This window comes from Paenibacillus selenitireducens (assembly GCF_002021565.1).
Lineage (GTDB): Bacteria > Bacillota > Bacilli > Paenibacillales > Paenibacillaceae > Paenibacillus_K > Paenibacillus_K selenitireducens.
The window spans coordinates 337,577-350,390 of record NZ_MSZX01000004.1 but is presented as its reverse complement, the minus strand read 5'-3'; the positions used below and the strand labels follow the sequence as shown (position 1 = coordinate 350,390).

Sequence of the window (12,814 nt, the reverse complement as noted above, 5' to 3'; positions counted from 1 at the left end):
GCATATAGAGCATGATCCGATTCATATCCATCTTGTTTCACCAAAACATTTTACCCCTTCCAAATTAAAGGGGATAACGCAGTTTATAGGGCGAGTGATACGTATTCCCCTTGAATTTGAGCCCTAAATAGGTTTGTGCACTTCATATTAAAACGCCTCCTAAGTATTATTGCCTTCATTATATCACGATCACGATCCAGTCAAGCGAATCTCCACGCATCAGTAAATAAAAAAAACAGGCAGAGCCCATGGGCCCTACCTGCTTATTGTTCATTAAACCGTAACCTCTTGCTGATCGACTACACGTTCGCTCTTAACGAGCTTGCGGAACCGAAGTCGGAAATAGAAGAAACTTCCCACAAGACAAGAGATCATAAAGATGGAAAGCACGCCTATATTTGTCCAGACATATCCCAAATCCCCGCTCGATACGACGCCGCGGAATGCGCGAATGGCATACGTCATCGGCAAATACGGGTGAATCGTCTGGAAGAAGCTCGGTGCCAACTCGATCGGGAAAGTCCCTGCGGAAGCCGATAGCTGCAGCACAAGCAATATAACGACGATAAACCGTCCGACATTACCGAACGAAGTAGTAAAGAACTGCACGATTGCAAAGAAAGTTAAGCTCGATATCATACAGACGACAACCCATTCCATATACCCATTCGTGTTATAACGCCACAATCATACGACCTCTTAATTTCCCTTGCAAAATAAGATCGATAATACTAGACAGATGCGCCAAAGTCGTCACGCGACCGATTTGATCCAGCAAGAGATCCGGCTTCAAATCCATCCCCAGCCGTTTCCATAATGCGATGCGTTCCTCCATCGGGCAATACACCGAATCAATGCCAATGAGCTGTACGCCTCGTAAAATAAACGGATACACATTCCCTGGAAAAGCTGCTCCACCCGTCATGCCGCTCACGGCTACGGCCCCGCCGTACTGCATTGTGCTTAGCGCATGAGCTAGCGTATTCCCACCAACAGGATCAACAACTCCAGCCCAACGCGTCTTGTTCATCGGCCTTATTTTCTCAGGAGATACATCCTCACGAGTCAAAATTTCTTTGGCCCCGAGCTGCCGCAAGAAATCATGCTCTTCTGTCTTGCCGGTACTTGCGACAACATGGTATCCGCGCTTTGACAGCATCGCAACGGCTAAGCTGCCTACGCCTCCAGAAGCCCCTGTAACCAGAACTTCTCCCTTATCCGGCGTCAATCCATGCTGTTCCAGCTTCTGTATGGATAATGCCGCTGTAAAGCCAGCCGTACCAATAGCCATCGATTCCTTCAACGTCAGACCTGCCGGGAGATGGACGATCCAATCCCCAGGTACACGCACATATTCACTAAACCCACCGAACTGAGAGACACCTAATCCATAGCCCGTAACGAGTACAAAATCTCCTTCTTCAAACCGCTCATCCTTCGACTCCACGACCGTACCTGCTACATCAATTCCTGGAATGAAAGGATATTGCTTGACAATACCGCCTTGAGGCACCGTAGCAAGACCGTCCTTAAAATTCACACTAGAGTATGCCGCACGTATCGTGACATCACCTTCTGGCAAGTCCTCCATTGACAGCATTTTGACCTGTGTTCGAGTCTCGTCGCCTTCTTGTTCTACTACGAAAGCTTGAAATCTTGTCATCACAAATTCCTCCCGTATGTATATTGCACTAGTAGTCCATTGTTTATCATTGTAGCATATGTTGGGCAAATACAAAAAAGCCCGCCTTTTCAAAAAGACGGACTTACGTGCACAACGATATCCGCTTGCACATCAATTCACCGGAACATTCCCCACAATTTGATAAGATGGAACGTATTCTGAGGATCAATTTTCTGCGCCAGAACAAAAGCAACAATCTGATCCTCTTGCGTACTCGTCAACTTTTCGTTAAGAATCGTTCCGGCTGATTTGACTAAACGACGTACTTTCGCCCGATCTTGCAAATCAGATTTATTTACTCCATCAAGCAGCTGTTTCAATTTGTCTTTGGTGGCCGGGGTCTTCAGCTTCCGCTTTACCCGTTCCACAAATTCTTTACTAATTCCGTATTTAACATAACTCACGCATCGCACCTCCTGCAGAACAACATCACGACGTTATCCCCCAGTATATGCAGGTACCGCTTGTCCACTGAACTAGTCCAATAAATCTCCTTGGAAAATTTGTTCCTGTTGCAAATAGCGCCGCAGACCGACATAACTGGCAGAAGTCCAGAAGTCGGCATCGTTCACCAGCTTAGCCGCATCATCCCGAGCCTGCTCAAGTACAGCAAAATCGGTCACCATATCCGCCAGCCGGAACTCCGGCAGCCCGCTCTGCTTCGTCCCGAAGAAATCCCCCGGCCCGCGCAGCTCGAGATCCCGTCGAGATACTTCGAAGCCATCATCCGTTTCCGTCATAACTTGCATCCGCTGTTGACCCACTTCCGACTTCGGATCCGCGGTAAGAATACAATAGGACTGGTGCTCGCCCCGCCCTACGCGTCCGCGGAGCTGATGAAGCTGAGAGAGTCCGAACCGATCGGCATCCATCACGATCATCAGCGTCGAGTTCGGTACGTCAACCCCTACCTCGATAACCGTCGTAGATATGAGAACTTGCAGTTCATTACGGCTGAACTGCTGCATGACCTCTTCTTTTTCCTGCGCGCTCATCCGTCCGTGTAATAGGCCCACGCCGTAATGCTGTGGCAACGCTTGCTGCATTTGCACGAATAGATCGATCGCATTCTGCACATCCAACTTCTCGGATTCCTCGATCAACGGACAAATCATATAGGCTTGCCGCCCTTGATCCACTTCTTTGCGAATGAAGCCTAGAACCCGATCCAACATACTATGTTTGACCCAGAACGTCTGAATCGGCTTGCGGCCTTTCGGTCGCTCCGAAATGGTGGAGACATCCATGTCCCCAAAGGCAGAAATCGCGAGCGTTCGCGGAATCGGCGTTGCCGTCATCGTTAACACATCCGGATTCAGTCCTTTGCGACGCAAGACACTGCGTTGATTCACGCCAAATCGATGCTGTTCATCGGTGACGACTAAACCTAACTGTCGGAAGAATACATCATCCTGAATCAACGCATGGGTACCCACGATGATATCAATGAGTCCCATTTGCAGAGAGGCTAATAGATCCTTGCGTTTACGGCCTGTCACACTTCCCGTCAAGAGCCCTACTTGAATGCCATGCGGTTCGAATAATTTCTGTAATGAACGCAAATGCTGTTCGGCTAGAATCTCTGTCGGCACCATCAAGGCGCCTTGATATCCGGCTCGTACCGAAGCGAACAACGCAATGGCGGCTACGACCGTCTTCCCGGAGCCTACGTCCCCTTGCAGAAGTCGGTTCATGCAGCTTGAAGATCGCAAATCGGCGAGGATCTCCGTGACAACCTGCTTCTGCGCATCCGTCAACTCAAAGGGAAGACTTCGCACAAATTCCCGAATGGTTCGATTCGGAACCTCATGAGCAATGCCATCCATCCGTTCGCGTGTCAGTGTTCGAAATGCTTGCAGCTTCAGCTGGAACAAGAACAGCTCTTCATATACCATACGCTTCCGAGCCTGTTGTCCCACTTCCGTGTTCTGTGGATGATGGATTTCAGCTACCGCTTGCTTGCGAGGCATCAGATGATACTGTTGAACCAACGGATAAGGCAAAACCTCTTCAATTAATGCGCCGTACTGTGTCAAAGCTTGCAGCATCGTCTTGCGAATCCAGGTCTGCGTGATTTTTCCGCCAACGGTATACACCGGTTGTAAAGTTCCTTTACGACCTGCCCCGCGATCTGGAAATTCCGAATCGGATACCGTAATCTGCATCCGCTGCTGTTCCCATTTGCCCGTGACTACAATTTCTCGCCCTGCGACGATTTGATCCTGCAGGAAATGGCGATTAAACCATGTTGCTGTCACAAGGAAAGAACCGATCATCACTTTACAGGTCATCCGCGATTTATTCTTGCCAAAGCGCGAGACCACAGGGTTGCTAGCAATCTTCCCTTCGACCGTAACCTTCTCGCCATCCTTCACTTCCGTCAAATCACGCAGTCGATAATCCTCGTAACGGTATGGATAATATTCCAATAAGTCTGCCACGCTAGAAATGCCAAGGGCGTGAAGCTCTAGTTCCTTGGGAGCACTCACGCCGCTAATTTTTCGTAAAGATAATTGCTTGAGATCTAATTGTTCCATATGAATAACCTCTTTTAAATCGGAGTCACGAAGATAGCGACCACACCTGGACCGACATGCGTCCCGATCACCGAACCAATCGTTGTATATTCTACGGATGCGACATCGAATTGCTCTCGCATCTGGGCAATGACATCCTCCATGACGCTTCGTTCGGTGGCATAACCCGCAGCAATATGGATTCGCTTGCCTTCGAAATCCTTCTTAAATAACTCGACGACACGGGAGACCGCCTTCTTCTGCCCCCGCACCTTATCGACCGCATAGACTTCGCCTTCCGCATCGATCGACAAAATCGGTTTGACATTTAGAAGCGTGCCTAGAACGGCTGAAGCCTTCCCGATCCGTCCGCCTTTTTGCAAAAATTTCAATGTATCCACGAGAAAATACAATTTACGCTCCTGTTGGAAACGTGTAATCGCCTCTAAGATACCATCCTTCGATGTTCCTTGCTCCGCAAGCCGTGCAGCCATAACAACCATCTGCCCGAAGCCGTAAGAAGCTGACTTCGAATCTACAATGGTAAGACGGTCTTCATAGCTTGCATCTAAATCTTCAATCATCGATTTAGCTAGCATAGCCGATTGATAGGTTCCGCTCATTGCCGCAGAGAGATGAATGGAAATAATCTCGGTGTCCGGGTCTGCTAGCAGTTCCTTATACAATTCACTGAAGTCCAAAGGAGAAGGCTGCGACGTTGTCGGCAGCTTCTCCGATGTGACAAGAAGCTCATAGAACTGTGCAGGCTCGATCGTAATTGAATCCATGTACATTTGATCACCAAAATGCACTTTCAGTGGAACCATTCGGATATCATACTGTTCGCGTAGCTCACGAGGGATGTCCCCCGTACTGTCTGTGACAATACGAATTTTACCCATGCCAATGCCCCCTAATTTTCAATTACGATGAAGTCTGAATGGTAGACGACCTTACTCTACAGAGAAAATATAATGATAAATAGGCTGTCCACCGGTATGAATTTCTACTTCAGCATCTGGATACTGCTCTGCCATCCATGCTGTCAATTCCTCTGTTGTTGCTTGCTCCGCGTCATCACCGACAAGTACCGTCACAATCTCATCTCCGTTGTCGATCATTTGACCGAGCAAGCCTTGACATGTTTCGACGAGCGATTCCTTCGTTGCAACAATTTTAGAATTGTGAATACCGATATAATGGCCTGCCTTAATATCTAATCCGTCCAGATTCGTATCTCGAATAGAATACGTCACTTGACCCGATTGCACATGGGCGATTGCTTGTTCCATGGCTTCCGCATTGACTTGTACAGATTCATCCTCTTGGAATGCAAATGCAGCTGCAAGTCCTTGTGGAATCGTCTTCGCAGGTAATACCGTCACGTCACGATCCGGTACCAGTTCTTTCGACTGCTGCGCGGCCAGAATGATATTCGAGTTATTCGGCAGAATGAAAATATGCTGTGCCGAAATGGATTCGATCGCCTTCACGAAATCTTCCGTACTCGGATTCATCGTCTGTCCGCCCGAAAGAACAATATCCACCCCAAGACTCGTGAAAATATCGGAAATACCTTGTCCCATGGATACCGAAATGATGCCATATGACGCGATTTCGTCCGCAGGAGGCTCTACAACCGTCTCAATGAAATCAGATACCTCATGATCAATCGCAGGGAACAGCTCAGGCATCGGCGTAACATCGCCCCCATCTGCCAATAAGTCACGATGTTGTTCACGCATATTTAAAATATTTATTTTTGTTATTTCACCGTACAGTAACGCTTCATTTAGGACGTCGCCTGGTGTTTTGGAGTGTACGTGAACTTTAACGATTTCATCATCCGCAATGACAATAATGGAATCCCCATTTCTTGCAAGCGTTTTCCGAAATAACTGCTCATCGAACTTCTTACGGGCATTTCCTAAATTTAGTTGAATAAAGAACTCCATATCGTACAAGAATTCAATATCTTCCGTAGACAGCTGCGATTGTGCAGCATGTGTATGAGGAATAGCCGAAGTAACCGCCGATGGTCTCTTGCCTTGGTCTTCAACAGCAGGACGCGCTGCGTCTGGAATCGCTGTGTCTCCTAGTTGCAAAGCACTTAAAAAACCTTCGTAGATATAAACAAGCCCTTGACCCCCGGAATCCACGACGCCAACTTGTTTAAGCACCGGCAATTGATTCGGCGTGTTCGCTAACGCTTCTTTGGCTTTTTCCAACACTTCTTGCATCAATTCAATGACATCCGTCGTACGGCGGGCTATGTACACCGCGTGTTTTGCAGCTTCCTTTGCCACGGTCAGAATCGTACCTTCGACAGGCTTCACAACCGCTTTGTATGCTGTGTCCACCCCGTTTTGCAATGCAGCGGCAAATTGGACAGATTGAATCGAATCCAGCCCTGTCACGGACTTGCTAAATCCACGGAACAATTGAGACAGGATAACGCCTGAGTTACCGCGCGCACCCATCAACAACCCTTTGGACAAGACTTCTGCACTTTTGCCAATCGAGGCGGAACTTTTCTCCCGTAATTCGTTCACACCAGCAGCCATTGTTAAATTCATGTTCGTCCCCGTATCTCCATCTGGAACCGGAAACACGTTTAAAGAATTAACATGCTCTGAATGAAGATGCAATTGATTCGCACCTTGTAAGACCATGCTTGTAAAATCTGCCCCATCTAATGAAAGCTTCCTCAATGGTGATTCCCCTTCCTAACTTATTACACGTACGCCCTGCACGAATACATTTACCACATCAACGTGTAGTCCCACGATTTCATTCAATACATACTTCACTTTAACTTGAATGTTATGAGCCACTTCCGATATTTTCGTTCCATAGCTGACAATAATATAAAGGTCAATTTGAACCGAATCATCCATCTTGCGTACTTCGACACCGCGCGTTAAATTCTCGCGTCCGAGCAGCTCCGTAATGCCATCTTTCAATTGTTTGCGCGAAGCCATTCCAATCAGCCCATAACAATCTAGAGCAGCAGAACCTGCAATAATCGCTACGACATCATCTGAAATGAATACTTTTCCGTTATCCGTACTTAGTTGAATGGTCATTTTCTTATCTCCACTCCCTTTTTTGAGTATTATGGACTAATCAACATTGTACTATAATAGATAAGATAAATAAATAAAGTTTTTCAATCAGTTGACGAAGCTTTTTAGGCTGTGCTATTATATTTAAGTATTGTTTTATGCAGGTGTCTCGTACAAGGAGGTGTACTCAATGTCTCGCAAATGTTTCGTAACTGGCAAATCGCCAAAAACTGGGAACCACGTTTCCCACGCAAACAACAAAAACAAACGTACTTGGGGCGTTAACGTTCAAAAAGTTCGTATCTTGGTCGACGGAAAACCAAAACGTGTTTATGTTAGCACACGCGCATTGAAATCCGGTAAAGTAGCTCGCGTATAATAACGAATAAACTCATAAGCAAAAAGCACCTGATCCTCAGGTGCTTTTTTAATTGCGCCTAGAAGCGCACATTAGCTTTTATGGAACGTATTAAGGATCGCTTTAACAAAGCCTCCTAGAAACTTCGGTAATTTAAACGTATAAAATTTCATGGTTTCACCCTCCTACAAGTTTTCTGAAGAAACCCCACTCCCGCACATATATGTAACCATCATATGCGGGAATGGCATGACCTATTCCTACAGACAACCCTAGGTAAAATGAAGATGTCCCTTAAGCCGGGATCGGATTTGCTTTGATGAATTGAATCATCGTAAGAATCACAATAAAAAGCAAGTAAAAAACAATCGATAAGACGACGTACCAAATACGCGAACTAAGACGTTCGAACTTTCGGAAGAAATAGATGGACAAAATGAGGGCCCCGAGCGAAAAAATAAGATTCGCCGGTGACGGTATGAGGGAGTACATCCCAATTAACACACCGCATAATAAACTCGATAATATAAGCCAAAGTGCTTTCACGTAGTCACTCCTCTTATGAAGTAATGCTGTTTCGAATACGATCCATCGCCGCTTTGCGATCCGGTTGTCCGAATACCGCACTACCCGCTACGAGCACGTCAGCCCCCGCTGCAGCGACCTTAGGCGCTGTCAACTCTTGCACACCGCCGTCCACCTCAATATGTACATGCTGCAAGCCACGTTCGTCTAGCATAGCACGTAGGCGCGTAATTTTGGCTAGCGTACTCTCGATAAAGCTCTGACCGCCAAACCCAGGGTTCACCGTCATGATGAGTACAAGATCCAGGTCCTCCAAAATTTCTTCAATCGCAGATAACGGCGTTGCAGGGTTTAGCGCCACCCCAACTTTGACACCTTGCTCTTTGATCAAGTGAACGACACGATGCAAATGCGTGCATGCCTCTGCGTGTATCGTAATCAGATCTGCGCCCGCCTTCGCGAAGGTAGCAACATAAAGCTCAGGACTTTCAATCATTAAGTGAACGTCTAGTGGTAATTTGGTAATCGGACGAATCGCTTCGACGACTAACGGTCCAATCGTGATATTCGGAACAAATTTGCCATCCATGACATCAACATGAATCCAATCGGCTCCTCCTAATTCTACTTCTTTAATTTCGGCTCCCAATTTTGCAAAATCCGCTGATAAAATAGACGGAGCAATTTTTGTTTTCATGTTTAGTACCTCCGTTTTTTCTCTTTCATCTCTGTAAAAAACAAGACATAGTGATCATAGCGGCTAGGCGCAATATCTCCTGACGCTTTGGCTGCGAGAACGCGGCATCCCGGCTCATGTATATGCGTACAACCACGGAACTTGCATTCCGCCGCATAATCGTGGAATTCACGGAAACAATCGCCTAAAGCTTCGACCCCCAACTCCAAGAAATCAAGCTGGCTGAACCCAGGGGTATCCGCAACAAAACCGCCTTCAGGCAATGTGATCAGTTCCACGTGCCTTGTGGTATGTTTACCTCTTCCAAGCCGCATGCTGATCTGATTGGTCTCAAGCGATAGTCCGGGTAATAATGCATTTAACATCGATGACTTACCCACGCCGGATTGACCCGCGAATACGCTAATTTTACCGTTCAAATGGGTCATAAGCTCGTCTTTTCCCATACCCGTTACCGAGCTTGTACGAATGACTGTATAACCAATTTGTTTGTATAAGACTTCCGCATCTTCAATCTTCGTGATTTCTTTTCCATGTGACGATGATGCAGGTAGATCACCATCACCTTCATCCGACGGCTCATCAAGCAAATCTTCTTTCGTGAAGCAGATGACGACATCTAAGCCGGCATGTTCAATATGTACAAGAAATTTATCCAACAGCTGTAAATTCAGCTCCGGCTCCTGTACAGAGAAGACAAGAATCGCTTGCTCAACATTCGAAATCGGTGGACGGATGAGTTCCGAAGAACGGGGCATGATTTTATCTACCATGCCCTCGCCGTTCTCCGTGACTGTAAATTCAACGTAATCTCCGACCAGCGGAGAGATACCCTTTTTCTTGAATATTCCGCGCGCTCGGCATTGGATTACATCACCGGACGCTTCAACATAATAATAACCACTTAATGCCTTTACAATTAACCCTTGGGGCATAAAATCGTTAGGCCTCCTGTTCTTCGAATGCACGCATTCATTGCGGCTTCGACTTCCTCAATCATCTTGGTTATCTTTGTTTTTTTTATCTTTTCCTTTACCATTCCCATTCCCATTCCCATTCCCATTACCATTACCATTACCATTATTGGCACTCTGGGTCGACACTTCCCCTCCGATCGGGTTGCCATTTTCATCCGTCTGGAACGTAGTAGGATCTGTAGGCGGCTGTTCGATTTGCGGGATTTGCACGGTACCTTGCTTCGCATCGATATACTTTACAGGATACGAATCTAGATACTGACCATCCCTAGTAACGGTGACGACACCATCCTTGTTCGGCGCAAGAACGAGATCAATCGCAAAGGTCTGCACATGAGAAATTTTCTGTGATGGTCCCCAATCGATATTCTCTCCGCGTGCATCCGTATATTTGATACTTATCTTGCTTTGTTTACCTTCTTCAGCCGGCGCAATCGGCAAATTAAAGGTATATTCAATAGCCTCTGGCGGATAACCCGTGCTGACATAGATGATAACTTCAGAGCCTGGATCCACCTTTTCATTCGGCTCATGCGGCCACTGCTTGAATACTTCGCCTTTCGCGAAGTAGCTTGGTTCCCTTTTCACGCCGCCGGATTCTTTCGCAAGTTTTAAGTTATTACTTTGAATTATGGCCTTCGCCTCACTCTCCGTTTTGCCGATTAAATTCGGCATTGCGAATGAGGCGCTGCCTTTACTTACAGTTAATTCGATTTGGAGCTGTGCGAGATCACTCTCCGTATTGGCGCTAGGGGATTGACGAATCAACTTCCCTGGCTCAATATCATCGCTATTCTCTTCCTTTTTCGTAATCTGAGCTTCCGGTACCTTCATGTCAATGAGCATCTGGCGCGCTTCGGTATAGGTTTTACCAGTTAAATCAGGCATCGTAAAGGACGGAACACCTTCACTTACCGAAATCGAAATCGTCGAACCTTTCTTCACCTTCGCGCCTTCCGGCTTGCTCTGATCGAATACGACGCCTTTAGCGAAGCCTTCCTTCACTTCCCGCACGATCGGTTCCTCGATTACAATGCCAAGGTCCGTTAACTGCTTGATGGCTGCTTCCTCGGTCTGATTCACGACACTCGGTAAAGTAACTTCAGGCACAAACACTAAATTTTGTACGTAAATGACGACCGCGATCATTAACCCGATGATAACAAGAGGTATCCCGATCCACAACGTCGGCTTGAGCCACTTCTTTTGTGTCCGCGGTTCCTCCTCCCACTCTTCTTCATTTTCCTCTTGTGGAAGGTTACGTGTAGATGGTGGAGCCGCTGCTGCGGCTACCGACTTCTTGGAAGTATATTGATCCGGCTTAATCGCTGGAATAATTCGTGTCTTCTGCGCATCGATATACGCGTCATCTTCGAAGTCGATCTTCTTCTCAAATCGACGTGTTGGAGATAAAGCCGTCTCTAAATCAGCCATCATTTCCTTGGCATTCTGATAACGGTCCTGCGGATTTTTCCGCATCGACTTCAGAATTATATTCTCTACGCTCTGCGGGATCAGTGGATTAACGACCCGTGGCTCCTCGAATTCATCCTGCAAGTGTTTCAGTGCCACGCTGATCGGGCTCTCTCCAAGGAACGGCAATCGTGCCGTCAACATTTGATATAACACGATTCCTAAGGAATACAAGTCAGATTTAGCACCTGTCGTAATTCCTTTGGCATGTTCCGGTGAGAAGTAGTGAACGGATCCAAGCACGGAACCTGTCTGGGTAATCGTCGAAGACGTTACCGCCCTTGCAATCCCGAAGTCCGTCACTTTAATGCGCCCATTTTTTCCTATCAGAATATTATGCGGTTTAATATCTCGATGAATAATTTCGTTCTGATGCGCATGGTCTAAAGCATCACAAATTTGTGCTGCAATATGTATCGCTTCATCAACCTGTAACGGTGCTTTTTCTTTGATATATTCGTTTAAATTCTGGCCCTCGACATATTCCATGACGATATAATGAATATCTTGCTCTTGACCTACGTCATAAATACTGACGACATTCGGATGCGATAAAGATGCTGCCGATTGTGCTTCGCGGCGAAACCGACGAATAAATTCTTCGTCATGGACGAACTGTTGTCGCAAAATCTTGATCGCTACATTCCGACCCAATAACAGATCTTGTGCCTTGTAGACTAACGCCATACCGCCGCCACCAACTCGAGTAAGAATCTCATAGCGTCCGCCTAGTTCGTGTCCAATCATTCCGTCTCCCCCCCTGTTGTTCGTTCGGCAGATTCCTCCGTTTGTTCTAAGAGAACTACGGTGATATTATCTTCTCCACCCGCTTGTAGTGCCATTTGCAGCAATAAATCGGCTTTGTCTTCGAGAGAGTAGTCCGATGAAAATACGGTTGCCGTCATTTGTTCCTCGCTAACGCGGTTACTTAAACCGTCGCTGCAGAGGACAAGCATCTCACCGGGTTCAAAAGAGATCGTGCTGATCTCTACCGAAACATCCGGATCCGTTCCCAGCGCCCGTGTCAGGACATTCTTGCGCGGATGATGTTCTGCCTCTTCATCCGTAATCTGACCCGATTTCAGAAGTTCATTCACAAGCGAATGATCCTCTGTCAATTGCTCGATCGAATGGTTATTTACTTTGTAAATGCGGCTATCTCCAATATGACCAATAACCCCTGCTGCGCCATCTAGCAGCACGGCAACGATCGTTGTTCCCATATTGTGATATTTCATATCTTGAGATGCCAGCTCATAAATAACCCGATTCGCACGCAAAATAGCATTCGTTAAAGCCTCACTCAATTGTTCTGTTGTAAGATCTGCTTCTAAGGATTGCAATTGCTCCGTAACCGTAGCAACTGCCAGACGACTTGCGGTGTCTCCGGCTTGATGGCCCCCCATCCCATCGGCGACAATCGCAAGCGTATGTCCATTATCTAGTGTCTGCACCCAAGATAAATCCTCATTAATTGTTCGCACGCGTCCTACATCTGAACGCTGTACCATGTTCATGG

General features: G+C 46.8%; 14 protein-coding genes. 1 reads left to right on the top strand and 13 read right to left on the bottom strand.

What is annotated here, in order from left to right; genetic code table 11:
• Positions 1–273: 273 nt before the first annotated feature.
• The 7 genes from BVG16_RS12110 to BVG16_RS12080 all read right to left on the bottom strand — a co-directional run bounded on the left by BVG16_RS12110 (position 274) and on the right by BVG16_RS12080 (position 7,286).
• Entirely contained in the window at positions 274–687 is a 414-nt protein-coding gene (locus tag BVG16_RS12110; RefSeq protein WP_269845589.1) for a YhgE/Pip family protein, read from the bottom strand.
• Positions 674–1,663, bottom strand: coding sequence for an NADPH:quinone oxidoreductase family protein (locus BVG16_RS12105; protein ID WP_078498930.1), 990 nt, complete (start codon positions 1,661–1,663; stop codon positions 674–676). Before BVG16_RS12105 ends, BVG16_RS12110 begins: the two co-directional genes overlap by 14 nt.
• A gap of 137 nt (positions 1,664–1,800) precedes the next feature.
• Positions 1,801–2,088 carry a stage VI sporulation protein F gene (locus tag BVG16_RS12100; protein WP_078498929.1) on the bottom strand — a complete coding sequence of 96 codons (288 nt, stop codon included), beginning with the start codon at positions 2,086–2,088 and terminating at the stop codon, positions 1,801–1,803.
• 72 nt (positions 2,089–2,160) lie between these two features.
• Positions 2,161–4,221 (bottom strand): ATP-dependent DNA helicase RecG, encoded by a 2,061-nt coding sequence (gene recG, locus BVG16_RS12095; RefSeq protein ID WP_078498928.1) that lies wholly within the window; start codon positions 4,219–4,221, stop codon positions 2,161–2,163.
• A 14-nt stretch (positions 4,222–4,235) separates the two neighbouring features.
• Positions 4,236–5,102 (bottom strand): DegV family protein, encoded by an 867-nt coding sequence (locus tag BVG16_RS12090; protein WP_078498927.1) that lies wholly within the window; start codon positions 5,100–5,102, stop codon positions 4,236–4,238.
• 51 nt (positions 5,103–5,153) lie between these two features.
• Positions 5,154–6,911 (bottom strand): DAK2 domain-containing protein, encoded by a 1,758-nt coding sequence (locus tag BVG16_RS12085; protein ID WP_198957451.1) that lies wholly within the window; start codon positions 6,909–6,911, stop codon positions 5,154–5,156.
• Between the two features lie 15 nt (positions 6,912–6,926).
• Positions 6,927–7,286, bottom strand: coding sequence for an Asp23/Gls24 family envelope stress response protein (locus BVG16_RS12080; RefSeq protein WP_078498926.1), 360 nt, complete (start codon positions 7,284–7,286; stop codon positions 6,927–6,929).
• A gap of 169 nt (positions 7,287–7,455) precedes the next feature.
• On the opposite strand from BVG16_RS12080, the gene rpmB reads away from it, so the two are divergent.
• Positions 7,456–7,644: a 50S ribosomal protein L28 gene (rpmB, locus tag BVG16_RS12075; protein ID WP_018756532.1), complete on the top strand. Its 189-nt coding sequence runs from the start codon at positions 7,456–7,458 to the stop codon at positions 7,642–7,644.
• Between the two features lie 71 nt (positions 7,645–7,715).
• On the opposite strand, the gene spoVM is transcribed toward rpmB, so the two are convergent.
• The 6 genes from spoVM to BVG16_RS12045 all read right to left on the bottom strand — a co-directional run bounded on the left by spoVM (position 7,716) and on the right by BVG16_RS12045 (position 12,812).
• Positions 7,716–7,796, bottom strand: a complete 81-nt coding sequence (gene spoVM, locus BVG16_RS12070) for a stage V sporulation protein SpoVM (protein ID WP_034273235.1) — start codon at positions 7,794–7,796, stop codon at positions 7,716–7,718.
• Positions 7,797–7,917: 121 nt separating this feature from the next.
• Positions 7,918–8,169, bottom strand: a complete 252-nt coding sequence (locus BVG16_RS12065; protein ID WP_078498925.1) for a hypothetical protein — start codon at positions 8,167–8,169, stop codon at positions 7,918–7,920.
• Positions 8,170–8,182: 13 nt separating this feature from the next.
• A complete protein-coding gene (rpe, locus tag BVG16_RS12060; RefSeq protein WP_078498924.1) occupies positions 8,183–8,845 on the bottom strand; it encodes a ribulose-phosphate 3-epimerase in 663 nt (220 codons plus the stop codon).
• A gap of 2 nt (positions 8,846–8,847) precedes the next feature.
• Positions 8,848–9,780, bottom strand: a complete 933-nt coding sequence (gene rsgA / locus BVG16_RS12055) for a ribosome small subunit-dependent GTPase A (protein WP_078498923.1) — start codon at positions 9,778–9,780, stop codon at positions 8,848–8,850.
• A gap of 57 nt (positions 9,781–9,837) precedes the next feature.
• Positions 9,838–12,042 (bottom strand): Stk1 family PASTA domain-containing Ser/Thr kinase, encoded by a 2,205-nt coding sequence (gene pknB / locus BVG16_RS12050; RefSeq protein WP_078498922.1) that lies wholly within the window; start codon positions 12,040–12,042, stop codon positions 9,838–9,840.
• A complete protein-coding gene (locus BVG16_RS12045; RefSeq protein WP_078499108.1) occupies positions 12,039–12,812 on the bottom strand; it encodes a Stp1/IreP family PP2C-type Ser/Thr phosphatase in 774 nt (257 codons plus the stop codon). The genes pknB and BVG16_RS12045 overlap by 4 nt, the downstream gene beginning before the upstream one ends.
• Positions 12,813–12,814: the final 2 nt, after the last annotated feature.

What these genes read in the sequence shown, in the direction of transcription:
- BVG16_RS12105 (WP_078498930.1), bottom strand. Translation starts at nt 1,663, where the DNA reads ATGACAAGATTTCAAGCTTTCGTAGTAGAACAAGAAGGCGACGAGACT.
- recG (WP_078498928.1), bottom strand. Translation starts at nt 4,221, where the DNA reads ATGGAACAATTAGATCTCAAGCAATTATCTTTACGAAAAATTAGCGGC.
- BVG16_RS12090 (WP_078498927.1), bottom strand. Translation starts at nt 5,102, where the DNA reads ATGGGTAAAATTCGTATTGTCACAGACAGTACGGGGGACATCCCTCGT.
- BVG16_RS12080 (WP_078498926.1), bottom strand. Translation starts at nt 7,286, where the DNA reads ATGACCATTCAACTAAGTACGGATAACGGAAAAGTATTCATTTCAGAT.
- rpmB (WP_018756532.1), top strand. Translation starts at nt 7,456, where the DNA reads ATGTCTCGCAAATGTTTCGTAACTGGCAAATCGCCAAAAACTGGGAAC.
- spoVM (WP_034273235.1), bottom strand. Translation starts at nt 7,796, where the DNA reads ATGAAATTTTATACGTTTAAATTACCGAAGTTTCTAGGAGGCTTTGTT.
- rpe (WP_078498924.1), bottom strand. Translation starts at nt 8,845, where the DNA reads ATGAAAACAAAAATTGCTCCGTCTATTTTATCAGCGGATTTTGCAAAA.
- rsgA (WP_078498923.1), bottom strand. Translation starts at nt 9,780, where the DNA reads ATGCCCCAAGGGTTAATTGTAAAGGCATTAAGTGGTTATTATTATGTT.
- pknB (WP_078498922.1), bottom strand. Translation starts at nt 12,042, where the DNA reads ATGATTGGACACGAACTAGGCGGACGCTATGAGATTCTTACTCGAGTT.
- BVG16_RS12045 (WP_078499108.1), bottom strand. Translation starts at nt 12,812, where the DNA reads ATGAACATGGTACAGCGTTCAGATGTAGGACGCGTGCGAACAATTAAT.